This window comes from Halobaculum saliterrae (assembly GCF_009831625.1).
Taxonomy (GTDB): Archaea; Halobacteriota; Halobacteria; order Halobacteriales; family Haloferacaceae; genus Halobaculum; species Halobaculum saliterrae.
Map to the genome: position 1 here is coordinate 230,413 of NZ_WUUS01000007.1, position 25,550 is coordinate 255,962.

A 25,550-nucleotide genomic window follows, 5' to 3' on the forward strand; every position below is an offset into this window, starting at 1 on the left:
GCGTCCGGAACCGCGCGAGCGAGCCCGATAAACCCCCGGCGGCCCGGGGGTTCCCCGCCTCCGTGACCGTACCGGCCACTTCGGCGTCGGGATACAAGTCGCCCGTCTCCGATCCGTCCCCATGGTACTCACGGAAGCCGTCTCCCGGTTCCTCCGCGCGACCGGCCCCGAACACACCGACGTACAGGCGGAGATGGCCGCGTTCGCTGACGAACACGACTTCCCGAACATCGGTCCGGAGTCGGGCGCCGTTCTCCGCCTGCTCGCACGTCTCGCGGACGCGGACACCGTCTTCGAGTTCGGCTCCGGGTTCGGCTACTCGGCGTCGTGGTTCCTCCGCGGCGGCGCCGAGCGGGTGATCCTCACGGAGTTCGACGCCGAGGAACTCGATCAGGGGCGGGAGTTCATGTGCGAGGCCGGCCTCGCGAACCGCTGCGTCTTCGAGGAGGGCGACGCCATGGATACTGTCGGGCGCTACGACGGGCCGTTCGACGTGGTGCTCGTCGACCACCAGAAGGAGCGGTACACGGACGCGTTCGACGCCGTCCGCGAGAAGGTCGCGCCGGGGGGCGTCGTCGCCGCGGACAACGTGATGCGCGGCCCGATCGACTTCGACGCGCTCCTCGCGCACGCCGAGGGGGACGAGGACTCCGGGGGCGCGCTCGCGTCCGCGAACGACCAGACCCGCGGGATAGCCGACTACCTCGACGCCGTCCGCGACGACCCCGACTTCGAGACGGCGGTGCTCCCCGTTGGCTCCGGGCTCGCCGTGAGCACGAAGGCCGACTAGCGGGGGTCCTGCCGGCGGCGAGAGTTCAAGTACGAATCCGGAACCACCTCCGGTATGCGCTGAGTACGGACCCGTCGCGGACAGCGGGTGTGCGACACACCGCGACGGGAAGGGGCCTCGGATCGTCGGACTGACAGCCGGGGGTGCGTCTCGGACGACGGACCGGGCCGCGCGTGTCGCCTGTTCGCCTACGAAACCCGGAGCTCGACGCTCCCGAGGGACGCGAACGTCGCCGTCGCGGTCTCCCCGGCCGCGACGGGTACCGGCTCCGTCAGCGATCCCGTCGTGACGAGCGTGCCGGCCGGGAGTCCGTCGACGGCCTCCGCCAGCCACGCCAGCGCCGCGAGCGGGTGCCCCAGCACGTCAGCGCCGACGCCCGAGTCGACACGCTCGCCGTCGACTCGAAGCGTCACGGCCTCCTGATCCAGCGAGCGATCGTCGATGGCGGTTCCGGCTCCGAGCACGAGTCCCGCGTCGAGGCAGTTGTCCGCCACCGCCAGCGGCGCGTCGAAGGTCCACCCCGTCCGGCTGTCGACCAGTTCGATCGCGGGGTGAACCGTCGCCACCGCGTCGCGAGTACGAGCGCGCGACGGTTCGGCGGAAAGGTCGTCGTCGAGCCGGAACGCGATCTCCGGCTCGACCCGGAGGCCGACGTACTCCGCGGCGGCGACGGTCGCGGGCGGGTCGACGACCGTCGCCTCGAGGAGTCGGCCGTATCCGGGTTCCTCGACACCGAGATCCGCCTGAACGCGATCGTTGGTGAACCCGATCTTGTACCCGACCGGGGCGCCGCGGTCGGCGGCGAGCAGGTCGACGAGGCGCCCCTGTACGCGGTAGGCGTCGTCGATCGATCCCGGGACTCCGGGGGTCGACCCGTCGTCGGGATCGACCGGCGATGCGGTCCGGTGGGCCTCCGCGAGCGCTGCCGCCAGAGCGTCGGCGTCGGTCATCGCCGGCTTCCGGGCTGCGGATCGACGTGCGGCTCGGGCATGAGGTCCGCGAACGGCTGGGAGTCGATCCACTCGAGGAGGTGCACGAGCTGGTCGGTCGCCGCCTCGAACAGCTCCTCGCCCGTCTCGGGCGTCGCGTCGGTCTGGTCGCCGAAGACGCCGTTGTCGGAGTTGTCAGCGGAGTCGTAGAACGTCCGCGCGCCGAACTCTCGGGGGTTCGCATCCGGGAGGTCGACGATGCCGCCGTCACGAGCGGACTCCAGTCGGTCGGTCCGCACCAGCTCCTCGGCGATGTGCATGACCATCGCGGTCTCCTTCGGGCCACCGTGCGGGCCGTTGTGCTCGAAGATCTCCGAGACGAGATCGGGGATCGACTCGTCCCACATCCACTCCACCGCGTACGCCGTCTCGTCGCGTCGGAGGCGACGGCCGACCTCACGGAGATGTTGAGCGTTGCCGCCGTGGGCGTTCACGTACACGATGCGGTCGATCCCGTGGTACGCGAGGTTTCGCGAGAAGCTCTCGACGTAGTCGCGAAAGACCTCCGGTTCGACCCACATCGTCCCGTGGAACTGCCGGTGATGCTCGGAGACGGCGATCCGAACCGGCGGCGTACACAGGAAGCCGGTCCGATCGGTCGCCTCGCGCGCGAGCGCCTCGGCGATGAGGTAGTCCGTCGCCAGCGGCAGGTGCGGGCCGTGCTGCTCCGTGGAGCCCAGCGGGACGACCGCGACGGACTCCTCGGCGACGTAGTCGCCCAAGTCGGGCCACGTCTGGTGGGAGAGGTACACGTGCCGCGGAACGGTCTCCGGGGAGATGAAACGCGGGGATGGCGGCTCGTCAGCGGACACGGGCGAACGCCGGGCTCCCTGCGACGGGTGCCGTCAGCGGCCGCTTCGCCACGCTTTTGCTCCGCGCGGCCGAGTTCACGAGTATGTTCGGAGGCGGCGGGATGAACCCGCGCAAGATGCAGCAGATGATGAAGCAGATGGGCATCGACGTGACCGAGATCGACGCGGAGGAGGTCGTCATTCGGACGGCCGACGAAGAGCTCGTGTTCGACGGCGCACAGGTCACGCGGATGGACGCTCAGGGTCAGGAGACGTACCAGATCGTCGGCGAGCCGACGACCCGAGAACTCGGGAGCGGCGACGAGGACGCCGCGGACACGGCCGACGAGACCGAGGGCGGCGACGCCGGTGGGATCCCCGACGACGACGTCCAGCTCGTCGCGACCCGTGCGGGCGTAAGCGAGGCCGACGCCCGCGAGGCGCTGGAGGACGCCGACGGGGATCTCGCCGCGGCGATCTCCACCCTGGAGTGAGTTCGTACCTCCTCGTCCACGCCGACTCGGACCGGGAGTACCTTCGGGGTCCCGGCGAGGAACTCCAGACCGACCTCGGCGTGCTGGAGGTACCCGACGACGTGGGCCACGGGGACGTTCTGGAGACGCATCTCGACGAGCCATTCCACGTCAGACGGCTTCGCGGGCCGGACCTGTTCAACCACTTCGAGCGCACCGGTGCACCGATGATGCCCCGCGATATCGGACTCGTGATCGGTCACACCGGAGCACAGTCGGGCGACCGAGTGCTCGACGCCGGCACCGGAACCGGGGTACTGTCGGGGTATCTCGGTCGGATCGGCGCCGACGTGACCACCTACGAGATCGACCCGGAGTTCGCCGATGTCGCTCGCGGGAACATGGAGATGGGCGGCGTGAGCGATCGCGTCGACGTCCGGGCGGGCGACCTCACCGACGAACTCGACGACCTCGTCGACGGCGAGCCGTTCGATCTGATAACCCTCGACACCGGCGACGCCGCCGCGGTCGTCGAGCGGGCTCAGGAACTGCTCGTTCCCGGCGGCCACGTTGCCGTCTACACGCCGTTCGTGGAGGACGCGCGCGACACCGAACTCGCCGCACGCGAGGCCGAACTCGGTGACGTGGAGACGCTGGAGACGATCCAGCGCGAACTCACCGTCGACGAGCGCGGCACTCGCCCGAGCACCGCGGGGGTCGGCCACACCGGCTACCTGCTGTTCGCTCGGCGCGTCGAGTGATAATCCAACGGCTACGATTCTGAAAACTGAAGTCGGAGGGCCTCACACGCCCCGACATGACGACACGTCCCCCCGAAGCGTTCGTCGATCGCGCGCTGGGCGCGGCCTCCGACGTTCTCCTCGTCGACCCGTCCCCCGAGCTCGTCCGGATCGTCGTCGGCGAGGTCGCCGTCGCCGACCGTTCCGGTGCCGACGGGTCGACCGAGGCGGGACCCCCGTCGCTGGTTCGGGTTCTGTGCACCGCCGAGACGGCGGACACGGCGTTCGACGATTTCCTGACAGCCACCGCCGCGGTCGACGCGCGATCGGCCGACCGAGTGGCGGTTCGAACGGTCCCGGATCTCGGCGAGCGCCTGATGATCGCGGACGGGACCGTCCACGCGCACCTGTCGGTCGGCGTCGACGGCACGAACCGACCCTCGGACCGCGGCCTCGCCTCCGGCGACGACGAGGCGTTGTGTGCGGCCGTCGAGGAGGAGTACGGCGCGCGATGGCGCGACGCCGACGAGTACGCGTTCGACGTCCCCGGTCGGGCGACGATCGTGGAGTCGTTCGCGAGCCGGTGGCCCGACGCCGCCGAGACGCTCGCCGACCTGTTCCGCGCGGCCGAGACGCTTCCGCGAACGGGCGCGTTCGATCCGGCGACGGTCTGCACGCTCGTCGGCGCGCGTCACGAGGTGTTGGCGATGGAGATCGGGGACTGGGCCGAGGAGGTCGGCCTCTCCAGTCGCACCGAGATCGCCCGCTCGAAGGCACGCCTCGTCGAGGCGGGACTCGTCGAAACCGAGCGCGAGCCGGCCGGCGTCGGCCGTCCCCGACACCGACTCGTGCTCGCGAGCGGCGGTCCGACGGACCCGACGGGCGGGGAACTGCTCGACCGCGGGCGTGCGGCCCTGGAGTGACCCCGAGAGAGGGGACGCCGGCGGACACCGCGGACGTCGGTACGGCGATGGACCGGGGAACACCGATAAGTCGGTCGGAGTCCTTGGTGGGGACAGTGATGAGCGCCGACGACACGTCCGAGGCCCGTCGAGGGGAGCCGACCACGTGGTCCGACTTCGGCATCGCCCTATACGAGCGGCTGACGGGGCGGGGCGCCGAGATCAGCTACACCTTCGACGACCTGGAGGTCGACGTTCCGAGCAGCGCGGACGAGGACGCCGCGCACGCCCACTGGCGACTCAACGGGACGCTGCGCGTCTCGTCGAGCGAGCACGGGGACCACGAGGAGTGACCGATCGGTCGCCGCGCGAGGGCTCCGGACCGACCGGCGGCGACGGCGAACCGGTCGCAGTCGGCGACCTTCTGGTCGAGGTCGACGTCGAGGCGACCGTCGACGGCGACCGACTCGCGGTCCGCTCGACCGACGGCCGGATCGACGTGTCGGCCGACAGCCTTCGGACGCTCGGACGGCTCGGATCGGTTCTGGATCGGCTGCCGGATCGGATCGGCGAGTCGGTCGACCGCGTCCCGGTCGGCGTCCACGTCGGCGACGTCGAGGTGGCTCGCGTCGACCCCGGCGTCCCGGCGGGGCCGCTCGCGCGTGCGCTCGGGGTCGCGCCCGCCCGTGTCGACGTGCGGGGCCTCGCCGGCGCGATGCTTCGCGGTCGCTGGTGACCGCGGCCCGGTGCCGAAGTCGTGATTCATCGCCGACCCGGCCTTCTCCGGGGTTCCGTCGCCGTCGACCTCACTCCGTCGCACGCATCAACGAGAACAGTTCCTCGCGGAAGCCCTCGGGATCGAACGCCTCCGCGAGCGCGTCGTCCGTCCGCTCGTCGGGCGCGCTCCGGACGGCGGTGGGGTACGCTCCGCCGACGAGGAGGTACGCGCCGTCCACGGGCCGGACCGCCGCCCAACCGCGCGCCCGAACCCCGACGGCGTCGAGGCGGCACAGCGCGTCGTATCCTGCGACCCGCGAGTCGTCGCCGAGTGCGGCCTCGGTGGACTCGACGGCCTCGGGGTCGACCCGCCGAACGCCCTCGAAGCCGCGCTCCGTGAGCGTCTCCGCGAACCCGGCGTGTGCCCGGTCGGCGACGAGTCCCGTGAGCGCCCTCGACGGCCCGGTCGCGGGCGACACCGTGAGCCGACTCGCGACGAAGAAGCGCCACAGGCGATCCAACTCGGTCTCCTCGACGACTCGGTCGCGGAGCGTGCGGTCCTCGTACACGACCGTCGCCGCGTCGACGGTGACGACGGCGGCGTCGAACTCCCTCGTCCGCCGGCGCTCGCGCTCGCACCATCCCCCCTCCGCGAGCGCGTCCGTGGGGACCGACGGGAACGTGTCCGGCATCCGTCGGGTGCCGGTGTCGGGGGCGACGGTGATAACTCCTCGTGACGGGCGCCGGCGATGGACGCGCGACCTCACGTCGTGGACGCTCGGGACGCGGGCGGTCGGGGAGCGCCCGAACTGACGAGCATCGGCCGGCGTCGACGGTGGGCATCGACTGGTCCCGCCAGCCGGCGTTCGTCGGCCTCGCCGGCGAGCGCCGTCCGCGCCTCGCCGGTCCGACGACCCGCCGAGTCGGTGACTTTAACCGACATCCTCCCCCATATTCTCCAAATGGCTTTTGAGGACCTCCTGGAAGACCCAGTTATCCAGAAGTACCTCCACGAGCTCGTCGGTCCGACGGGGATGCCCGTCGCCGCGGCCCCGCCGGACGGCGAGGTCACCGACGAGGAACTCGCGGAGGAGATGGGACTGGAGTTGAACGACGTGCGGCGCGCGCTCTTCATCCTGTACGAGAACGACCTGGCGTCGTACCGCCGCGTGCGCGACGAGGACTCGGGGTGGCTGACCTACCTGTGGACGTTCCACTACGAGAACATCCCGGAGAACCTCCAGGAGGAGATGTACCGACTGCTCGAGGGCCTCGAGGAGCGTCGCTCGTACGAGTCCGACCACCAGTTCTACCTCTGTGAGGTGGACTCGATCCGCTTCGAGTTCGAGGAGGCGATGGAGTTCGGGTTCGAGTGCCCCGAGTGTGGGTCGCCGCTGGAGTCGATGGAGAACAGTCGCCTCGTGGAGGCGATGGAGTGGCGGATCGACCAGCTCGCGGACGAGCTCAACGTCGACCGCGAGGAAGCCGGGGCCGAGGCCTAGATGGTCGTTCTCGCGACCAAGTGCTACGTCTCGGGCGACGCCCGCGAGCGTGCGCTCGACGGGATGACCTCGCTCGTCGCCAACGACCTCGGCGAGCTGGACGTGGAGTTCGACGTGGGCGTTCGACACGACGACTTCGTCTCCGTGACCGTCTCCGGCGACGACGAGACGGTCGCCCGTAACGTCCTCCGCGAGGAGTGGGGGGAGATCACCGACCACTTCACCGACGGGGAGACGTACGTCGGCACGCTCGAGGGCTGGGACGACGACGGGTTCGTCCTCGACGCCGGCACGGAGGTCCGGATCCCGGCCGACGGGCTCGGCCTCGGGACGGGCTCGCCGGAGCAGATCCGCGACCGCTTCGGCATCGTTCAGCACCTGTCCATGCGGTTCGTGTACGACGAGGACGGCGACCACGAGCTCGCGGACGACGAACGCGACCGCCTGTACGACTGGACGCGCGGCCAGGGGCGCGTGAACGCCAACTCCGCGACACGCGCGGAGGTGCGCGCGACCGTCAACCGGGCGGGCCACGCCAACGACATCGTCACCGTCGAGCGGCTCGGCCTGCTCGAACAGAGCGTCATCTGCCGCGAGAACACGGACGCCCCCGGCCTCCTGGCGTCCATCGGCGGCTACCTGCCCGCGGAACTGAAGGCCGTCATCCCGCAGTAGCATGGCCCGACGGAGACGACTCCTCGCGCTCGCGGCGGTGGTGGGGATGCTCACGCTGTCGGGCTGTCTCGGCTTCCTCGGCGGCGGCTCGGTCTCCGACGAGCGGCTCGACCAGTCGCCGCCGGGCGGCGAGTACGACTGGAACGCGAGCGTGGAGTCGGAGCTGGACGCCCACATCACGGTGCACGACGACGCGACGTTCTCGGCGGTGTACGCCGTCAACGGGAGCGAGATCGAGCTGTTCCGCCGCGACGGCCTCGGCGGCACGAACCCGCTGGAGGTGCGGGCGGTGCGCTACCGCTACCCCAACGGAACCGTGATCAACGGCTCGGAGCTGGCCGATCGCGGCGCGGTCGACCGCACGCGCGACGTGGTTCGAATCGACCTCCCCGGCGAGAGCGACGTCGAGGGCGACCGGGTCGCGTTCACAGCCGGGTCGACGCCCAAGCGGTTCGCCCTCCCGACGTACGTGGACGGCTCCTACGAGGTCGTGCTCCCGCCGAACCGGCGCGCGTCGCTGCCGGTGTTCGGCGACGTGAGCCCCGGCGGCGCGACCACCTCCCTCGACGACGAGAACAGGCTGCACGTCCGCTGGGACGACGTACAGCGCGACTCGGTGATCGTCCAGTTCTACCTCCCGCAGGACATCCAGATCTTCGGGGGGGTGTTCGCCCTCCTCGCGGTCGTCGGCGGGGGCGGACTGCTGTACTACCGGCGACAGATCGACGCGCTGCGCGAGCAGCGAGAGGAACTCGGTCTCGACGTCGACACCGAGGACGACGACCTCGGGGACGACGGGCCGCCCCCGGGGATGCGCTGAGACCCCCCGGGAACCGCCCGAGGTTCGACTCGCGACCCGCGGAACCGACGCGCCTTTTCGCTCGACTCCCCTTCGACCGTCAATGACGACCGATCCGTCCGCCGGCCTCGACATCCCCTCGGGTGCCGACCTCCCGCCGCTGGCGCTCGACATCGACGGGACGCTGACGACGCCGGAGCACACGCTCGACCCGCGCGTGTTCCGGGTGCTTCCCGAGTGGCCCGCGCCGGTCGTGCTCGCGACGGGCAAGTCGTTCCCGTATCCGATCGCCCTCTGTCACTTCGCCGGGATCCCGGAGCGGGTGATCGCGGAGAACGGCGGCGTCGTCTGCGTCGACGAGCGGGTGCGCATCGAGGGCGACGCCGAGCGCGTCGCCGCGGCGGCCGACGCCTTCCGCGAGCGCGGCGGGGAGCTGGGCTGGGGGGACGCCGACACGGTGAACCGCTGGCGCGAGACGGAGGTCGCCGCCCGCGTCACCGCCGACGAGGCGCTCCTGCGCGAGGTCGCCGAGGAGTTCGATCTCGCCTTCCTCGACACGGGGTACGCGTACCACCTCACCGACCCCGACGTGAGCAAGGGGAACGGACTCCGTGAGGCGGCGTCGGTCCTGGAGCGGGAGCCGTCGTCGTTCGTCGCCGTCGGCGACTCGATGAACGACGCCTCGACGTTCGCGGTCGCCGGCGAGAGCTACGCGCTCGCGAACGCCGACGAGGTCGCGCGGGACGCCGCGGACGTGGTGCTGGATACGGGATACATGGACGGCACGCTGGCGGTGCTCGCGGACCTGATCGAGCGCACCGAAGCCTGATCGAGGGGTCGGACCGACCCGTTCGAGATCCGGGCCGGGCGGACCGCGACCGGCGCGGACGCCGGGGCGGGGTCGGGGAACGGGGGTGTCGCCGTCAGGCCTCGGTCGGGCCGTCCTCGAACGGAACGAACGAGCCGTTGATGTCCCACTCGTGGATGCAGTACACCTCGCCGGTGCCGTCGGCGACGACCCAGCTTCCTGTCGCATCGTCGAGTCGCTCCTCGCGACCGCACCGCTCGCAGGTGCGCGCTCTCGGACGACGGATACGGGCTGCCATATCCCATCGTGGTCGGTGGACCACCTTAACGCTCCCGGGGCCGTTGTCGACCCGCTCCGTCGTTCGATTCCTGGCGTCCGCCTCCGCGACGAGGAACTCGCCGTCCCCGTCGATGTGCCGACGGAGCGTCCGCGGTCGGCCGCTCAAACGCGCATGGGGGGACTCGTGGGACGGTGGCGACGAAACCGCCGGGGGTCTTTACATCCGGGTTCCTATCGACGGGCGATGGGATTCCACACGTTCGACGTCGACCGCGCGGACAAGCTCGAGGACCCCGACCGGTTCCGGCACTGTTCCGCCGAGGAACTGCTCGCCGCGCTGGCGGTCCCGGGCGACGCGACCGTCGCGGACCTCGGCTCCGGGACCGGCTTCTACACCGACGTTGTCGCGTCGCACGTCGGCACCTGCTACGCCGTCGACGTGCAGTCGGAGATGCACGACCTGTACGCCGAGAAGGGGATCCCGGAGGCAGTCGAGACGGTCACCGCCGGCGTGGAGGACCTCCCGCTGGCCGAGGACGCGCTCGACGCGGCGTTCTCGACGATGACGTACCACGAGTACGCGAGCGACGAGTCGCTGGCGGAACTCGCCCGGGTCGTCCGCCCCGGCGGCCGCGTCGTCACGGTCGACTGGACCGCCGACGGCCCCGGCGAGGCCGGACCGCCGCGCGAGGAGCGCTTCGGCGTCGGCGACGCCGCGAGCGCGTTCGAGGACGCCGGATTCACGGTCGAGCGCGCCGAGACGCGCACCGACACGTTCGTGCTGGTCGCGCGTCGCTGATCGTCGGCGCGGGGCCGAAGTCGATCCCCGACACCCTACGGCGCCACGAGCGAGTGGCCCCAAGGCGAGAGGCGATCGAACAGCCGACGGGCGGGACTGAAAGGGGCCGGGAGCTTTCGCGGTGTTGTACGGTGTATCTGTCCCGGTGACCCTGCGGAGGGATCCGACGACGGTACCGAGCCCTACCGATGATCGTCCCAGAACCGCTCCAGTCCGAAGCGCAGCATGTCCGGGCTCACCGGGCTGAACTCCTCGCGCTCGTACTCGGGCAGGTACTCCCGAACCGCGTTCCACGACTCGCGGGCGTACCGCGCGTCCACCAGACACCGCACGCCGACCTCGTCGCTGCCGCGGATCACCCGCCCGATCGCCTGCCGGGCCTTCCGAACTGCGGGGACCGTCAACGCGGTCTCGAATCCGTCCCCGAACTCCCGATCGTAGGCCGTCTTCACGGCGCGGGTCCGCGGCGACGACGTGTTGATGATCGGGACGCCGCAGACCACCGCCGCGGCGAGACGGTCCCCCTCGTAGTCGACGCCCTCGGTGAGGGTGCCGCGGATGCTCGTGACGAGCACCTTCGCGTCGCCGTCGAAGAAGTCCGCCTTGAGCGCCTCCGTCGCGGTGTCGTCGCTGGACTCGTCGATGAGGACCTCCTTGTCGATCCGCCCGTTCGCCTCCAACTCGCCCGCCATCCACTCCGCCTCCCCGTAGCTGGGCATTCCGACGAGCACGTTGCCGGGCGTCGTCGCCGCCACCTCCGCGGCGGCGTCGGCGTGCGCCCGTCGGGTCTCGTTGGTCTCGCCGGGAGGTCCACGATTGGAGAACGTGAACTTCGGCGCGTCGACCGCCAACGACGCCCGGTTCCCCTCGGGGAAGCCCAGCCCGTAGGTCCGCTCCTCGACGGGCCGCCCCTCGGATTCGAGGTAGTTGAGCCCCGTCACCTCCCGGAACACGTCGAGCGGCGCGAGCGTCGCCGACATGAGCACGCCGCCGCCGAAGTCGGCGAGGCGCTCCCCGATGGCGTCGGCAGGCACGCAGTTGTGCAGCGCGAGGCGCGCGTTGTACGCGCGGCGCCACGAGTCGGGCGGCTCGGTCTCGTCCCACGTGCGGAGCAGTTCGAGTTCCCGGAAGTACGTCTCGTGATCGCAACGGTACCAGGCGTTGAGCGTCCGCCCGACGCCCGGCACGGCGCGCTGGCGGTCCTCCTCCTCGGCCTCGTCCAGGATCCGCGCGGCGACGGCACCCACCTGCTCGGCCCGAGCCCACACCTGCTCGCCGTAACCGGCGTCGCGGGCCCACTCGGTGATCTCGTCGACGCCGGGCTCCTCGGGGTCTCGAAGCGGGATCTCCTCGTCGTCGAGGTCGGTCGGGTTCTCGCGCCACCCCCGGCGCTCGGCGTCGAGGAACCCCTCGACGCGGCTGTCCAGTTCCTCGCGGAGGTCGCGGACGAACTCGACGAGCAGCTTCACCTCGTCGAGGCTCACCTCGGCGTCGGCCAGCTCGCCGCGAACGAGGTCGGCGTCGGTCGTCCCCTCGACCCGACGACCCGAGTCCTCGAACTGCACCGGCTGGAGGACGCGCGTCAGCTCGTTCTCGGCGTCGCGGAGGCTCGCGTCGGCGACGCCGTCGGAGACCAGGTCCCGCACTCGGGGTTCGAGCATGTGCGCCTCGTCGCAGACAACGAACGTCGAGTCGTCCACGAGCGCGCCGGTGAACCCGCCGACCGTCGTCGGGTCGAACGCGTGGTAGTAGTTGCCGACGACGACCTCCACCTGCGGGAGGATCGCCCCCATCATCGAGTGCGGGCAGGTGCCGTGGCCCGCCGACAGCCGCACCAGCTCCTCGGCGTCGATGAGTCCCCGACCCGTGAAGTCGAACGGCACCGCCTCCGCGGCGTCGCCGTCCTCGGGAAGGTCGTCGAGATACTGCGCGTAGAAGGGGCAGTACTCGACCCCCTCCCTCGTCGCGCTTCCTCCGTGCTCGGGCATCTCGGGAAGGTACGGCGTCGGCTCACCTGCGGTTTCGAGGTAGCTCGCTCCGTCCTCGCCGGTGTCGGCGAGGCCGGTCTGTGCGCGACGGGCCTGTTCCGCGAGCGCGCCGGCGGTGGTCTCGCCGCCGTCGGCGTCGCCGACGAGGTCGCGGGTGCGCTCGCGCAGCCCCTCGCAGCGCTCGTACACGTTCGTCGTGTCGATTCCGCCGCGGTTCTCGCGGGCGTACGGACACACGTCGGCCTTCCCGACGAGCGTCATGCCGGAGACGGGCCGCCAGTCGTCCGGGAGGTCGTCGTTGATCGTGCGGAGGTCGGCCTCGAACTGTCGGAGCTGTTGCTTGACGCTCGTGAGCACGAGCACGCGCTCGTAGTCGCTGTCGGGGTCGCGGACGAGGTCGATGCCGGCGGTCAGCGCGAGCATCGTCTTCCCGGTGCCGCATGCCCCCTCCAGCGCGAGGTATCCCCCGTCGTCGGCGACGGCGCGGGCGGCCTCGATCCCGTCCGCCTGTTCGGGGTACGGGTCCGGGTGCCCGAACACGGTTCGCCACGGCTCGTCCGTCGCCTCGGTCACGGTGTAGTCGGCGGTTGCCACGGGTTTCAGTCCGTCGATGGTCCCGCTCTCGTACCTGAACCTTCGCCCCGGTGCACCGTGTTCGTCGCCGCCCGGACCACCCAACACGTCGCCGCCGCGGGGACCGTCACAGCAGGCTCTCGCCGAGCACGATCACCGAGAGGTTGTTGGCGAACAGCGCCAGCCCGGCGGCGACCAGCAGCCCCAGCCACACCTCGATGAGCAGGCCGTAGTAGGGACGAACCCGCGCCGGCGTCAGCCGGTAGGTCTCCATCAGCCCGCGGAAGACGACTGCCGCGAGCACGACCGCCCCGAGGTTCACCCCGACGAGCACGGACAGGGGCTGTCCCAACGCCCACCGCATCAGCGGGTTCGCCTCCGCCTCCGGCCCGACGACCGCGGCGGCGTACATCGTCGTCAGGAGATCGACCGACACCAACAGGAACAGCGCGACCGCGGCCCACTCCCAGTACTCCTCGACGCGCTCGGCGATCGCGGGCCCGCCGGGATCACTCACGGGTTCGTGGCGGCGGCGTGCCGCCCTGACGGGGTCGCCACGGTCAGGCACCGCGGGGGGTGAGGCGGGTCACGGACCGCGATACACCCACGACCCGTTGTCCGCGGTCCCGTCGCCGTCCGTCCGCTCCCCCACGTCGTCGCCCGCCCGGCTCCTCGCACCCGCGGCGGCGACCGCGGAGCCGGGATCGATCCGTCCGTCGACGGCGGTCCGGCGGAGCAGTCGCTCCGCCTCCGCGGGCGTGAGGTCGTCCTCGCCGGCGGCGACGCTCATCTCGGCGACGACGCCCGCGACGGCCGGCGCGGCGGCGGAGGTCCCCTCGAGGGTCCGTCCGTCCGGGAGCGCGACCGTTCCCGCCGCTTGGACGTCCGTCGAGGCCGAGGAGTACGCCGCGAGGCGGCCGTCGGAGCCGACCGCCCCCACGGAGATGACACCGTCCGCGGTCGCGGGCGCGACCGCGCTCCCGGCGCCGGCCGCGTACGCGAGTCGGTGGCGCGCGGCGAACAGGTCAACGTGGCCGGCGCCGGGGTCTCGCACGTCGATCGCGACGTAGTAGGACCCCCGGGGGAGCACCGCGTCGATCGCCTCCGCGCTCCCCGACTCGCGGGTCGACTTCGCGACGACCTCGTCGGGACCGTCGACCACGTCGCGGTACAGGTACAGGTCGTAGTCGGCCGATCCCTCCCAGTACAGTCGAAGCGTCACGGCGCCCGAGATCCGTCCGTCGCCGAGGCGGTTCCCCTGCGTACCGTCGTCGCCGAACGCGAGCCAGCCCGGCTCGGTCGCCGCGCCGCGCCAGTGCCGCCTCGCAGTGTTGCCGCCGGAGGTGACGAAGACCGTCCCCCGGTCGGCCGCGCGCTCGGCGGCGGCCGAGATCCGGTCCATCCCGTCGGCCGTCCGCGGATAGTAGCTCCCCGAGTCGACGATCACGTCGACGTCGTGTTCCACGAGCCAGTCGACGGCCCGGGCGTACTCCGCGGGCGTCGGCTCATGGCCGACCGAGGCGAGATACAGCGACGACTCCGGGGCGCGCTGTGCGACGACGCTCGCGACGGCGGCGTCGTGATCGCCGGCGCCCCCGTCGCCGACCGCCAGCCCGAAGCGGGAGGCCGTCACGCGCTCGCGTGCGACCACCCGGCCGTCGACCTCCGCCGCGTCGCCGAAGGCGCTCCCGATGACGCCGACGCGGACCTCGTCGCCGCCGGCGTCACCGTCGGCGTCTGATCCGACGGCTCCGGTCGGCCCCCGCTCGATCCGCGCACGGTCAGTCGCTGGGTGAACGGACGACCCCGGGAGGACCGCGCCGGCGGTGACTCCCCCGAACAGTTGGCCGACGTGATCGGACTGTACGGCCGAGCCGCCTCCCTGGACCGCGGGGCCATCGCCGGCCACGTCGGCGCCGACGAGGCCGGCGCCGGCGCTCGCGACGACGATGACGACCGCGAGGAGCGCTGTCCTTCGGCCCATAGGCTGTCACCGAGTCCGGACGCGATCGACGGCAACGAGCGTCGCGAGGACGAGCAGCCCGCCGGCGAGGAACGCCAGGCCGGGCGAGACCGTTCCGATGGTCGCGCCGCCGGTCGCCCCGACGGCGTCGCCGATCCGCGGCACCGTCTCCGGCCCCGAGAGCGTCGCCACCTCCGATCCGAACAGGGCCTGTACGAGAAGGCTCGCCCCGGCGAGCACGGCGACGGCGCTCAACAGCCCCCGAAGCGAGTCGAGCAGCGAGGAGCGCTCGGACTCGCCGCCGACGGCCACGACGACGCGGTCGTCCGCGGGACCGTACACGGTCATCTCTCGCCCCTTGACGGAGTATCGGGTGTCGACGGACTGGACCAGTCCGGCGTCCGTGAGCTTCGAGACGTGATGGCGGACGTTCTGGACGGAGGTATCGGCCGCGTCGGCCAGCTCCGAGGCCGTCCGTGGCTCCTCGTGAACCGCCCCGAGTATCGTCCTCGCCGTCCCCGGAGCGAGGGCGCCGATGAGGTCGTCCGCGCTCTCGTCGTCTATCCAGCAGACCCTGACGCTCTCGTCGGTGGTGTCGCCGGCATCGCCGTCGACGTCGTCGATCTGACCGGCGTGATCGTCGCGCTCGACCGCCCCTCGCTCTGTCGCGGTCGGGTCCGCACCCACCGGCGACGGATCGGCGTTCACGGTCGAGGATTCGGCGTCGGGCGACGGTTCGACGTCGGTCGACGCGGACGACGCCGTCCGCTCCGACGTGGCCGGGCGATTCGGAGACGCGGCGTCGGGATCGGCGGTACCGCCGTCCGGCCGTGTCCCGCTCGTCTCGTCCGCCCGTGCCCCGCTCGTTCCCTCCGGGGCGCGATCGCTCCCGTCCGACCCCTCGTCCTCGGGATCGTCCGGGCTCGACGGGAGCGTGCCTGACATACGGGGGAATATTTCACAGAAGAACAAAACGTTTCGGTCCAGATCGCTCCTCAGCGACGGGGAGCCGAAACGGACGGCCGCGGAGCCCGGACGGTCACTCGCCGGCCGGCCGATCGCCGCCGATCGGGGTCGGGAACCGCCCGACAGCGTACAACAGCGCAGTGAGCACGAGCACCGCCGCGACCGCGGCGGCGAACAGCCGGAACACCTGGTCGAACCCGACGCCTGCGTCGGTCAGCGCGCCGACGACGCCCGATCCGTTCGCCTCGAACAGCAGCGACGCGCCCGAGAAGACGGCGTACGCGCTGGCTCTATCGGGCGCGGGCAGCGTCGACAGCATGTACGTGTCGACGGCGGGGAACAGCGCGTGTGCGGCGTAGCCGATGACGGCCGAGACGAGGGCGAACGCCGCGAGCGATCCGGCGTACGTGAGCGCCACCAGCGACGCGACGAACGCGGCGTTGAGCGCGAGCAGGTACGGCACCTTCGGGAGCCGGTCCGCGAGGCGTCCCCCGAGCCAGAACGCCGGGACGCCGGCCGCGAACGCGACGGTGAGCAGGAGGTTGGCGTTCGCGGGCGTCAACCCCTCCGAGAGCAGGTAGCTGACGTAGAAGTTGAACACGCCCTGCCAGGCGAACCCCGCGACCGCCACGAGCGACATTCCCGCGAGCACGATCCGCCAGTGCGACAGCGCAGACCGGAAGTCGCGGTCGGTTCCGTCGCCCGACGCCGGCCCGTCGCCCGCGGAGCGACGCACCACGACCACGAGCGAGGCCGTGGAGACCGCGGCGCCGACGGCCAGCGCCCAGAACACGACCCGCCAGTCGCCGAGGCGGGCGATGGCCGCGAGGACGAGCGCCGGCGCGGCGACGCTCGCGACCTGGCTCGCGGTGCCGTGGATCCCCACGGCTCGCCCGGTCCGTTCGGGGTACAGCGTGCCGATGAGGGGGATGGCGGCGACGAAGTAGCCCCCGGTGGCGAGCCCGACGGCGAACGCGCCGATCTGCAGGGTATACAGCGAGTCCGCGGTCGCGGTGAGCGCCGCGGCGGCCGCCAGCGCGACGCCGGTGGCGAGGACGACCCGCTCGCGACGGACCCGCGTGAGCACCCAGCCGACCGGGATCCGCGGCGCGGCGGTGCCGAGCCACACGAGCGTCGTGACCGAGCCGACCGCGGCCGCCGAGAGCCCGAGCTCCCGCTGGAACTCCGGGACCAGCGGGGCGAACGCGACCCGCCCGAAGTTGACGAGGAAGACCAGCCCGCAGAGGGTGGTGAAGAGGCGCTTCGTCACGTGACGGGTGTCGATTCGCGCGGCGGGAGTCAAGCGTTGCGGAAGCGGGGATCGGTCCCGTCGGTGGCCGCGGCCTCGGGTGCGGGAGTGAGGAGACCCGAATCGAACGCCGATCTCGGCACGCGTGGATACAGATTTTTGTTCCGTGGGAACCTATCGTAACGTGTCATGTCACGGTCGAAACTCATCGCAGGTGTCGCGATCGTTGGTATCGTTGCTATCGCCCTCCGTCGTCGCGGTGGGGAGGAGGCGGAAGCGGACGACTGATCCGGTCACGCGTCTCGATTCTCGCTGCCGTCCGTCGCTCGGATCCCGAAGGGCCCGTCCGACCGTAGCCGTCCCCTCGCCGACCGACCCGGATCCAGCACGCTCAAACCCCGACCCACCGAAGCCGCAGCCACCCGACCGTGCGCGTTCTCGACTACCTCGAACTCGACGCCCAACTCGACCGCGCGGGCATCGGCACCGCCCACGACCAGCAGGTCGAGGCGCTGGACCGCGCCCGCGCGGCCGGCGCCGACGTGGAGGTCGTCACCTCGCCGTGGGCCGACGGCGACCCTCGAGCCGCCCTCCGCCGGGCCTTCTCCGGCCGCTCACCCCTCGCCGACGTGGACGTGATCCACCTGAACCTCATCGGTCCCGCCAGCGTCGCGCTCGCGCGCTACGCGAGGGTGACGGACACGCCGCTGGTGCTCCACTGCCACGTCACCAGCGAGGACTTCCGCGAGAGCTTCCGCGGGTCGAACGCGGTGGCGCCCGCGCTTCGCCGGTACCTCCGGTGGTTCTACTCGGAGGCGGACCTGGTGCTCACGCCCTCCGAATACACCAAGCGGCAACTGCTTGAGTACCCCGTCGACGCGCCGATCCGCGCGCTGTCGAACGGCATCGACCACGACTCCGTCGCCGGCCACGAGGCGTACCGCGAGGAGTACCGCGAACGGTTCGACCTCGACGGAGTCGTGATGTTCGCGGTCGGCTCCGTCTTCGAGCGCAAGGGGCTCACCGACTTCTGTGAGGTGGCCAAGCGCACCGAGCACGACTTCGCGTGGTTCGGGACCGTCGACTCCGGCCCGCAGGCGTCGCCGACGGTGACGCGATGGACCGGCGACCCCCCGGAGAACGTCACCTTCACCGGCTGGGTCGACGACAAGCCCGGCGCGTTCGGCGCTGGCGACGTGTTCTTCTTCCCGACGAAGGAGGAGAACCAGGGGATCGTCGTGCTGGAGGCCATGGCCTGCGGGAAGCCGTGCGTCCTCCGGGACATCCCCGTGTTCCGCGAGTACTTCGAGGACGGTCACGACTGCCTGCTGTGTGACTCCCACGAGGAGTTCGTCGAGGCGCTGAACCGGCTCGCCGCGGACCCGGACCTCCGGGAGCGGCTCGGCGAGAACGCCCGCGAGACGGCGGCAGAGCACTCGCTGGAGCGCGTCGGTGAGGAGCTGGTCGAGACGTACGAGCAGCTCGTCGACGCGCGGTAGCTGGAGGCGCTCCGCGTCCTCCCGCCCAGCCGCGGGCGAGGGCGCCCGCGCCGAAGACGCAAGGCATTACCCCTCGCTCCGAAAACCCCGGACGAATGCAGACCGTCGCCGCGTTCACCGACACGTACCTGCCGACGGTGAACGGCGTCACCTACACCCTGGAGTCGTGGCGCGCGGAGTGGCGCGCGCGCGGCGGCCGGATGGACGTGGTGTTCCCCGACGCGCCCGGACACGACCCCACGGACGGCGAGCACACCACCCGAAGCGTCGGCTTCCCCTTCTACGACGGCTTCCGGATGGGACTGCCGGGGATCCCCGACGCCGTCCGCGACGCGGACGTGGTCCACGCGCACACGCCCTTCGCGCTGGGCCTCTCGGGGTGGTACCTCGCGCGCCGGATCGACGCGCCGCTGGTCGCCTCCTATCACACGCCGACCGCCGAGTACGCGGACTACCTCGCTGCCGGCCCGGCCGCCGCCGTCGTCGAGGGCGCCGCCCGACGCTACGAACGGCGGTACATGAACGCCGCCGCCGCGGTCGTCGTCCCCAGCGAACCCGCCGGCGAGCACCTCCGCGACATCGGCGTCCACACGCCCGTCGAGGTGGTGCCCAACGGCGTCGACACCGACTTCTTCGCGCCGCCGGACGCCCAGGTGCTCGCCGCCTTCCGAGACGAGTACGACCTGCCGGACCCGTCGGACGGGCCCCTCCTCGGCTACACCGGCCGCCACGGCTTCGAGAAGGAGCTGACCGAGATCCCGCCGGCGGTCGCGGCCGCCGACGCCGAGGCGACGCTCGTGTTCGGCGGCGACGGCCCCGCCCGCGGCGCGGTCGAGGCGGCCTGCGAGGAGGCCGGGGTCGACGCGCGCTTCCTCGGTTTCCTCCCCCGCGAGGACCTCCCGGCGCTGTACGCCAGCCTCGACGCCTTCGTGTTCCCCTCGCCGGTCGAGACGCAGGGGCTCGTCGCGCTGGAGGCCAACGCCTGCGGCACGCCGGTCGTCGGCGTCGGCGCCGGCGCGCTCGCGGACACCGTCGTCGACGGCGAGACGGGCTACAACTACCCCCGCGGCGACACCGCGGCCTTCGCCGACGCCATCGACCGGACCCTCGCGGAGCGTGAGGCCCTCTCCGAGCACTGCCTCGACCGCCGGGAGGAGACGAGCGTCGAGCACGCGGTCGACCGGCTGGAGGACGTGTACGACTCGGTGACCGGTTGAGGCGAGCCGGGCGGCTGGTCGTCGGTCGTGTCGAAAAGGCGGAACTCCCTCCGGTCGGTCTCGCTAGTCCTCCAGCGCCTGCGCGATCCGCTGGAGCTGTCGGGTCGCGTCGCGGACCTCGTCGCGGAGCTGGCGCACCTCGCGCACGAGCTCCTCGTTGCCGACGGACTCCTCCTCGGCGCCGCGCCCGCCGGGACCGCCGGGGCCGCCGCCCATTCCGCCGCCCATGCCGCCGGGACCGCCGCCGCCGCCCATCATGCCGCCCATCATCTGCGCGAAGGGGTTGCCGCCGCCGCCCATGCCGCCGGGACCGCCACCCCCGCCCATCATCTCCTCGGGGGAGGGCGCGCCGCCCTCGCCCTCCTCGCGCTCCTGTTCGCGTCGCTCGCGGATCTCCTCGACCCGCTCGCGGAACGACTTCTCCTCGCCCTCGTCTCCACCGTCGGCGCCCTCGTTCGCGTCCGATCCAGCGTCCTCAGGGTCGTTGTCTGCCATGAATCCGGGTTCGGTCCGGCGTCCGAAAAGCGTTGTTCCTCGGGGGGCGGAACCGAGCCCTCTTGTACCCCGGACACAGAGGGGGGTGCGTGTTCGCGGACCGGTCCGACGCCCTCGCCGACGACGCGCCCCACCGCGGCTACGGGGTCGCGGTCACCCCGGGCGTGAGCGGACCGTGCGCCCTCGTCACCGGCTACGGACCCGGAAACCGCCTGCTCGTGTGGCGTGACGGCGCCCTCCGCGACGTCGCGACGCCCGCCGTCGCCGACGAGGGCCGTCACGCCATCGGCGTCGTCGCGGCCGACCTCGACGCCGACGGCGCCGAGGAGTTCTACGTCCACAACACGGAGTCCTATCGGGGACAGACTCGGGACACCGACCTCCTGCTCGACCCCGTCGACGTGCTCCCGGACCACGAGGACGTGCGCTGGCGCGACCTGTTCGGTCTCGCGATCAACGCCGACCGCGGCAACTTCCGCGCGGGCCGCTCGGTCGCCGCGATCGACCGCTACGGCACCGGGCGCTACGGCGTCTTCGTCGCCTGCTACGGCGTCCCGTCCCGCTTCTACGAGCTGGGCGACGACGGCGAACTCTCGGACATGGCGGAGGCGGTCGGCCTCGAACTGGACGCCGGCGCGCGCTCGCTGTATGCCGGTCCGCTCGTGAGCGACCGGATGGACCTCTTCGTCGGCGTCGAGCGGGGCCCGAACCGACTGTTCCGGAACGCGTCGGGTCACTTCGAGGAGGTCGCCGGCGCCGTCGGGGTCGACACGCCCGGGACCAACGCCCGCGGCGTCGCGCTGGCCGACGGCGACCTCGCGGTCGGCGGCTGGGAGACGCCGAACCGGCTGTTCGCTCGGAGCCCGCCCGCCGCCCGCGGCGCGCACCCGGACGGCGAGGTACGTCCGAACGACGAGACACACCCGGACGGCGACGCGCATCCGGACGGCGGACCGGGGCTCGCGCGGTTCGCCGACGCCGCCCCGCCCGCGTTCGCGGCGCCGACGCGGATCCGGACGCTCGTCGCCGCCGACTTCGACAACGACGGACGCGAGGAGCTGTTCTGCAACGCGCTGGGCGCCCCGAACCGCCTGTTCCGTAAGGAGCGCGCGGGATGGACCGCGCTCGATCCCGGCGACGCCGCGGAGCCGCGCGGGCTGGGAACCGGCGCCGCGGTCGCGGACTTCGACGGCGACGGCGCCCTGGAGTTGCTCGTGGTCCACGGCGAACTCGCCGCCCAGCCGCTCTCGCTGTACGCCGTCGACGGCGCCGCCGAGAACGACTGGCTGCGCGTCCGCCCGACCACCCAGTACGGCGCGCCGGCCCGGGGCGCGGCCGTCACCGTCGAGACGGCGTCGTGGACGCGGACGAAGGTCGTGTGCGCCGGCTCGGGCTACCTCTGTCAGATGGAGCCGGTCGCCCACTTCGGTCTCGGCGACGAGACGCCCGAGCGCGTCACCGTGCGCTGGCCGGACGGCCGCGAGGCGACGATGGAGTCGCCCGCCGCCCGGACCGAACACGACCTGCCGCATCCGATGGCGCCGCGGTTCTGACCTCGCTGCCGACCGGTTGCCGCACCTGTTCCTCGCACTCCATCGCCGAGCCGTCGCCGTGACGTAACCGCTTTGGGGGGGCCCGGCGCACGTCGAGGCATGACCGACGACCGCGCGCCGAGACGGGGAAAGGTCGACCGCGACGTCCTCGAGTCGGTGGTGCGGCCGAACCTCGGCGCCGCCCGCGAGGACGTGCGCCTCGGCCCGGCCCACGGCGTCGACTTCGGCGTCGTCGACGTGGCCGACCGCGCGGTCGTGTGCGCGACCGACCCGATCTCGTTGCTTCCGGAGCTGGGCTACGAGCGCGCCGGCCGCTTCGCGCTCTCCTTCGCCCTCGGCGACGTGGCCGTCTCCGGCGTCGCGCCCACCCACTTCTGTCCCTCCTTCGCGCTCCCGAGCGACGTGGGCGACGACGAGTTCGAGGCGTTCTGGGCCGCCGTCGCCGCCGAGTGCGAGGCGCTCGGCGTCGCCATCCCGACGGGCCACACCGCCCGCTATCCCGGCGCGTCGCTCCCGTGGGTCGGCGCCGCCACGGTGCTCGGCGTCGGCGACCCTGACGACGTGATCCGACCGGACGGCGCCCGCCCGGGCGACCGCCTGCTCGTCACGAAGGGGCCGGGGATCGAGACCGCGGGACTGTTCGCCTCGCTGTACCCCGACGTGCTCGCCGAACGGGGACTCGACGAGGCGACGATCGACGCCGCCGCCGCCCTGCTCGACGAGACGAGCGTCATGCGCGACGCGCTCGCGGCCGCGGAGGCCGGGCGTGAGAGTGCCGGCAGTGACGGTTCCGACGCGAACGAGACGAACGAGGAGAGGACTGCCGACGCCGACGCGGGCGTCACCGCGATGCACGACGCGACGGAGGGCGGCCTCCGTGGCGCGCTGTGTGAGACGGCCGAGGCCGGCGGCGTCCGGATCGACGTGGACTCGGGGGCCGTCCCGACGAACGTCGCCGCCGTGGCGACGTGTGAGGCGCTCGACCTCGACCCGTGGGCCTGTACGACCTCCGGCACGCTCCTGCTCGCCGTCGACCCCGCGGCCGTCGACCGCGTCGTCGCCACGCTGGAGTCGAGGGGAACGCCCGTCGGCGTCGCCGGCGAGGTGCGCGAGGGATCGGGCGTGTTCGTCGACGGCGAACGCGTCGAGCCGCCGGCGGAGGACGCGTCGTGGGCGGCCTACGAGCGGCTCTCGGGCCGGCGGTAGGGCGGTCGGCCGAGCCGTCGACGACGCGGGATCCGTCGATCCCGATGCGTTTCACCACGAGACGACGCGTACGGCTCGGGACGGCGGGGCGGCCGGCAGACACTTCTCCCCGGGGACACCTCGGTGCGACCGTGTCCGAAGCCGAGACGAGACGCTCGATCCGACGTGGCGTCGCCGTGCTGTCGCTGCCGCTCTCGCTGCTCCTCCTCCAGGTTCCGGTCGCCACGGCCAACCTCCCGGGCGCCGTCGAGTCCCCGCTGCCGGGGATGTCTCGGGTTGCCGGCGGCGTCCTCCTCGTCGCCGCCGCCGTCTATCTGGCGGGGAGCGTCGGCCGTCAGATCGCGGCGGCGGCCGACACGCCCTTCTGACGTTCAGCGGCGGTCAGCGTCGTCCGCGGCCGCCAGTCGCTCACGCGTCGCAGCCGCGAGGTCGTCGAACGCCGCGTCGGCGACGGCGACCTCGTCGGCGAACGAGAGGAAGCCGTGACACATCCCCTCGTAGTCCAGGTGGTCGACGTCGACGCCGGCGTCCGCGAGCCGGGCGGCGTAGGCGGCGCCGTCGTCCCGGAGCGGGTCGTGCTCGCCGGTGACGACGACCGCGGGGGCGCTCTCGGCGAGCATCGCCTCGTCCGTGCGAAGCGGCGCCGCGTACGGATTTGCGGCGTCCACGTCCGAGCGGAGGTACTCGCGCCAGAAGCGGCGCATGTCCGCGCGCGTCAGGAGCGGCCCGTCCGCGTTCGCCTCGTAGGAGTCGGTTCCGAAGTCGCGGTCGGTGATCGGGTACAGCAGCGTCTGAACCGCGGGGGCCTCACCGTCGGGGGTCGCCAGCGACGCGGCGGCCGCGAGGGTTCCGCCGGCGGAGGAGCCCGCGACGCCCACGACGTCGGTCCCCCCGAACTCGGCGGCGTGCTCGCGGGTCCACCGGAGGGCGCGGATCGCGTCGTCCACCGCGGCGGGGAACGGGTGTTCGGGCGCGAGTCGGTAGTCCACGGAGACGACGACCGCTCCGACTCGGCGGCACAGCCGCCGCGCGAGGTCGTCCGCGGAGTCGAGCGTGCCGAGACACCAGCCGCCGCCGTGGAGGAAGACGAGCGTCGGCGCCGGCGTCTCGGCGGGTCGGTAGACCCGGATCGGGAGATCCCCGTCCGGCTCGCCACCGTTGCCGGGTCCCTCGGGACCGTCGATCGCGAGATCGAGCGTCGACGCGACCGGGAGGGTCGCGTCGGGCCCGCCGTCGTTTCCGTCGCCGCCGACTCCATCGCCGTTGTCGCTGCCGCTGTCCCCGTCGTCGCCGCCGAACAGTTCGTCCTCGATGCGTCGGGCGCTCTCCACGGAGAGGGCGTGCCACGGCGGGACTCCCAGCGACTCGACCTCGGCGACGACCTCGCGGAGTTCGGGGTCGAGGCCGGCGAGTCGCTCCGTGCGGCCTCCGTCCTCGGCGGAGTCGGTCATGCGGCCTCGGACGCGTGGGGGCGACAAGAATCCCCGCGTGCCGGATCCGGTTTCCCACGAGTCGGATCCGCCCGAGCCCCTCTCGGCGGCCCCGCCGACCGGACCGCCGTGGTCGCCGGAACCGCGGCACCGAACCGAGTCGCTCTTGCTGGGGCGTGTCGGAGGTGGCGGCGTGTCGCTCTCGCTTGGTCGCCTCGTCGGCGACGACGCGGACGTGCTCGACGACGGCGACTTCCGCCTGCTGTTGCTCGCGTCGCTCATCTCGCCGATGGGCGCGTCGGTCGTCTCGCCGGTCGTCGAGTCGCTGGCGGGCCCGTACGGCGTGTCGGCGACGGAGGCCGCGCTGCTGCTCTCGGCCTTTACCGCGCCGGGGATCGTCCTCATCCCACTCTCGGGCGTGTTGGCCGACCGGTACGGCCGCAAGCCCGTGCTCGTCTCGGGGCTGGCGCTGTTCGGCCTCGCGGGCGTCGCGCTCACACTGACGACCGACTTCCGGACCGCGCTCGCGCTCCGACTGCTTCAGGGGGTCGGCTACACCGGGATCGGCCCGATCCTGATCACCGCGACCGGCGACCTGTTCTCGGGCGCCCGCGAGTCGGCCGCGCAGGGGGTCCGGTTCACTGCCGTCGGCGCGTCGCTGACGGTGTTCCCGTTCCTCGCGGGGCTACTCGTCGGGTTCGCGTGGCAGTACCCGTTCGCGCTGTACGCCGCCGCGCTCCCCGTCGCCGCGGTCGTGTGGCTGCGGTTCGAGGAGTCCGCGGACCTCGGCGGAGGCGCGTCGACCGACGACGACGCGGACATGGCCGACGGCGACCGCGGCGCACAGGGAGACGAACGCGGCGGCGTCCGCACGCTGCTCGCGCTGGCGGCGCGCCCACGGGTCGCCGCGACGCTGGTCGGCCGGGCCGTGCCGGGGTTCCTCTGGTTCGGCTTCCTCACCTACAACTCGATCGTGGTCGTCCGCCTGCTCGGCGGGACGCCCGGTGCCGCGGGCGCGCTCGTCGCCGTCGCCTCGATCTCCAGCGCCGTCGCGACGACGCAGGCCGGCCGCATCACGGCCCGGTTCGGCCGGACCGTCCCGACGTTCGCCGCGCTCGCGCTCGCCGCCGGCGGGCTCGCGGGGCTC

At 72.4% G+C, this 25,550-nt stretch carries 28 protein-coding genes; 17 read left to right on the forward strand and 11 right to left on the reverse strand.

Annotated elements, in window-relative coordinates:
- The first annotated feature begins 121 nt into the window (after positions 1-121).
- On the forward strand, positions 122-790 hold the full coding sequence (locus tag GRX01_RS12590; protein ID WP_159667925.1) for an O-methyltransferase: 669 nt from the start codon (positions 122-124) through the stop codon (positions 788-790).
- Between the two features lie 188 nt (positions 791-978).
- On the opposite strand, the gene GRX01_RS12595 is transcribed toward GRX01_RS12590, so the two are convergent.
- Together GRX01_RS12595 and GRX01_RS12600 are read right to left on the reverse strand one after the other, a co-directional pair.
- A complete protein-coding gene (locus tag GRX01_RS12595) occupies positions 979-1,740 on the reverse strand; it encodes a 2-keto-4-pentenoate hydratase (protein ID WP_159667928.1) in 762 nt (253 codons plus the stop codon).
- Positions 1,737-2,531 carry a creatininase family protein gene (locus tag GRX01_RS12600; RefSeq protein ID WP_321168079.1) on the reverse strand — a complete coding sequence of 265 codons (795 nt, stop codon included), beginning with the start codon at positions 2,529-2,531 and terminating at the stop codon, positions 1,737-1,739. Before GRX01_RS12600 ends, GRX01_RS12595 begins: the two co-directional genes overlap by 4 nt.
- Before the next feature lie 143 nt (positions 2,532-2,674).
- On the opposite strand from GRX01_RS12600, the gene GRX01_RS12605 reads away from it, so the two are divergent.
- The 5 genes from GRX01_RS12605 (at position 2,675) to GRX01_RS12625 (ending at position 5,421) form a co-directional block, all read left to right on the forward strand.
- Entirely contained in the window at positions 2,675-3,064 is a 390-nt protein-coding gene (locus GRX01_RS12605; RefSeq protein ID WP_159667931.1) for a nascent polypeptide-associated complex protein, read from the forward strand.
- Complete coding sequence (locus tag GRX01_RS12610; protein WP_321168080.1) at positions 3,061-3,804, forward strand: tRNA (adenine-N1)-methyltransferase; 744 nt, start codon at positions 3,061-3,063, stop codon at positions 3,802-3,804. The genes GRX01_RS12605 and GRX01_RS12610 overlap by 4 nt, the downstream gene beginning before the upstream one ends.
- Positions 3,805-3,860: 56 nt before the next feature.
- On the forward strand, positions 3,861-4,706 hold the full coding sequence (locus tag GRX01_RS12615; protein ID WP_159667934.1) for a transcriptional regulator TbsP domain-containing protein: 846 nt from the start codon (positions 3,861-3,863) through the stop codon (positions 4,704-4,706).
- 98 nt (positions 4,707-4,804) lie between these two features.
- Positions 4,805-5,038, forward strand: coding sequence for a hypothetical protein (locus GRX01_RS12620; RefSeq protein WP_159667936.1), 234 nt, complete (start codon positions 4,805-4,807; stop codon positions 5,036-5,038).
- Positions 5,035-5,421 (forward strand): hypothetical protein, encoded by a 387-nt coding sequence (locus GRX01_RS12625; protein ID WP_159667938.1) that lies wholly within the window; start codon positions 5,035-5,037, stop codon positions 5,419-5,421. Before GRX01_RS12620 ends, GRX01_RS12625 begins: the two co-directional genes overlap by 4 nt.
- Positions 5,422-5,491: 70 nt before the next feature.
- Here GRX01_RS12625 and GRX01_RS12630 read toward each other — a convergent pair whose 3' ends face one another.
- On the reverse strand, positions 5,492-6,094 hold the full coding sequence (locus GRX01_RS12630) for a hypothetical protein (protein WP_159667940.1): 603 nt from the start codon (positions 6,092-6,094) through the stop codon (positions 5,492-5,494).
- Between the two features lie 270 nt (positions 6,095-6,364).
- Here GRX01_RS12630 and GRX01_RS12635 point away from each other — a divergent pair, with 270 nt between their 5' ends.
- From GRX01_RS12635 to GRX01_RS12650, 4 genes are all read left to right on the forward strand, one after another.
- A complete protein-coding gene (locus tag GRX01_RS12635) occupies positions 6,365-6,904 on the forward strand; it encodes a transcription factor (protein ID WP_159667942.1) in 540 nt (179 codons plus the stop codon).
- Positions 6,905-7,579, forward strand: coding sequence for a DUF2110 family protein (locus GRX01_RS12640; protein WP_159667945.1), 675 nt, complete (start codon positions 6,905-6,907; stop codon positions 7,577-7,579).
- Position 7,580: 1 nt separating this feature from the next.
- The gene (locus GRX01_RS12645) at positions 7,581-8,399 is read left to right on the forward strand and encodes a DUF5803 family protein (RefSeq protein ID WP_159667947.1); all 819 of its coding nucleotides are present in this window, start codon (positions 7,581-7,583) and stop codon (positions 8,397-8,399) included.
- 82 nt (positions 8,400-8,481) lie between these two features.
- Positions 8,482-9,207 (forward strand): HAD-IIB family hydrolase, encoded by a 726-nt coding sequence (locus tag GRX01_RS12650; RefSeq protein WP_159667950.1) that lies wholly within the window; start codon positions 8,482-8,484, stop codon positions 9,205-9,207.
- A gap of 94 nt (positions 9,208-9,301) precedes the next feature.
- Here the strand turns inward: GRX01_RS12650 and GRX01_RS12655 are convergent, their stop codons facing one another.
- Positions 9,302-9,484, reverse strand: a complete 183-nt coding sequence (locus GRX01_RS12655) for an HEWD family protein (protein ID WP_159667952.1) — start codon at positions 9,482-9,484, stop codon at positions 9,302-9,304.
- A 225-nt stretch (positions 9,485-9,709) separates the two neighbouring features.
- Between GRX01_RS12655 and GRX01_RS12660 the strand changes: the two genes are divergently transcribed.
- Positions 9,710-10,264, forward strand: a complete 555-nt coding sequence (locus GRX01_RS12660; RefSeq protein WP_159667955.1) for a class I SAM-dependent methyltransferase — start codon at positions 9,710-9,712, stop codon at positions 10,262-10,264.
- A gap of 182 nt (positions 10,265-10,446) precedes the next feature.
- On the opposite strand, the gene GRX01_RS12665 is transcribed toward GRX01_RS12660, so the two are convergent.
- From GRX01_RS12665 to GRX01_RS12685, 5 genes are all read right to left on the reverse strand, one after another.
- A complete protein-coding gene (locus GRX01_RS12665; RefSeq protein WP_321168081.1) occupies positions 10,447-12,846 on the reverse strand; it encodes an ATP-dependent DNA helicase in 2,400 nt (799 codons plus the stop codon).
- A gap of 106 nt (positions 12,847-12,952) precedes the next feature.
- Complete coding sequence (locus tag GRX01_RS12670) at positions 12,953-13,342, reverse strand: hypothetical protein (RefSeq protein WP_201289594.1); 390 nt, start codon at positions 13,340-13,342, stop codon at positions 12,953-12,955.
- Between the two features lie 69 nt (positions 13,343-13,411).
- Positions 13,412-14,809 carry a S8 family serine peptidase gene (locus GRX01_RS12675; protein WP_159667958.1) on the reverse strand — a complete coding sequence of 466 codons (1,398 nt, stop codon included), beginning with the start codon at positions 14,807-14,809 and terminating at the stop codon, positions 13,412-13,414.
- A 6-nt stretch (positions 14,810-14,815) separates the two neighbouring features.
- Positions 14,816-15,733 (reverse strand): ArsR/SmtB family transcription factor, encoded by a 918-nt coding sequence (locus GRX01_RS12680; RefSeq protein ID WP_159667960.1) that lies wholly within the window; start codon positions 15,731-15,733, stop codon positions 14,816-14,818.
- Between the two features lie 94 nt (positions 15,734-15,827).
- Positions 15,828-17,024 (reverse strand): MFS transporter, encoded by a 1,197-nt coding sequence (locus GRX01_RS12685; protein ID WP_321168082.1) that lies wholly within the window; start codon positions 17,022-17,024, stop codon positions 15,828-15,830.
- A 407-nt stretch (positions 17,025-17,431) separates the two neighbouring features.
- Here GRX01_RS12685 and GRX01_RS12690 point away from each other — a divergent pair, with 407 nt between their 5' ends.
- Both GRX01_RS12690 and GRX01_RS12695 read left to right on the forward strand, forming a co-directional pair.
- Complete coding sequence (locus GRX01_RS12690; protein ID WP_321168083.1) at positions 17,432-18,502, forward strand: glycosyltransferase family 4 protein; 1,071 nt, start codon at positions 17,432-17,434, stop codon at positions 18,500-18,502.
- A gap of 95 nt (positions 18,503-18,597) precedes the next feature.
- A complete protein-coding gene (locus tag GRX01_RS12695; RefSeq protein WP_159667964.1) occupies positions 18,598-19,719 on the forward strand; it encodes a glycosyltransferase in 1,122 nt (373 codons plus the stop codon).
- Positions 19,720-19,782: 63 nt separating this feature from the next.
- Here GRX01_RS12695 and GRX01_RS12700 read toward each other — a convergent pair whose 3' ends face one another.
- Positions 19,783-20,214 (reverse strand): hypothetical protein, encoded by a 432-nt coding sequence (locus GRX01_RS12700; protein ID WP_159667966.1) that lies wholly within the window; start codon positions 20,212-20,214, stop codon positions 19,783-19,785.
- Between the two features lie 89 nt (positions 20,215-20,303).
- Here GRX01_RS12700 and GRX01_RS12705 point away from each other — a divergent pair, with 89 nt between their 5' ends.
- The 3 genes from GRX01_RS12705 (at position 20,304) to GRX01_RS12715 (ending at position 23,341) form a co-directional block, all read left to right on the forward strand.
- Positions 20,304-21,767, forward strand: coding sequence for a CRTAC1 family protein (locus GRX01_RS12705; RefSeq protein WP_321168084.1), 1,464 nt, complete (start codon positions 20,304-20,306; stop codon positions 21,765-21,767).
- A 99-nt stretch (positions 21,768-21,866) separates the two neighbouring features.
- Positions 21,867-22,973 (forward strand): AIR synthase-related protein, encoded by a 1,107-nt coding sequence (locus tag GRX01_RS12710; protein ID WP_159667970.1) that lies wholly within the window; start codon positions 21,867-21,869, stop codon positions 22,971-22,973.
- Positions 22,974-23,104: 131 nt separating this feature from the next.
- Positions 23,105-23,341 (forward strand): hypothetical protein, encoded by a 237-nt coding sequence (locus tag GRX01_RS12715; protein WP_233741025.1) that lies wholly within the window; start codon positions 23,105-23,107, stop codon positions 23,339-23,341.
- Positions 23,342-23,344: 3 nt separating this feature from the next.
- Here the strand turns inward: GRX01_RS12715 and GRX01_RS12720 are convergent, their stop codons facing one another.
- Positions 23,345-24,424 (reverse strand): alpha/beta hydrolase, encoded by a 1,080-nt coding sequence (locus GRX01_RS12720; RefSeq protein ID WP_159667972.1) that lies wholly within the window; start codon positions 24,422-24,424, stop codon positions 23,345-23,347.
- A gap of 172 nt (positions 24,425-24,596) precedes the next feature.
- Between GRX01_RS12720 and GRX01_RS12725 the strand changes: the two genes are divergently transcribed.
- Positions 24,597-25,550 (forward strand): MFS transporter (locus tag GRX01_RS12725; protein ID WP_159667974.1); only part of this gene is annotated, 954 nt, incomplete at its 3' end.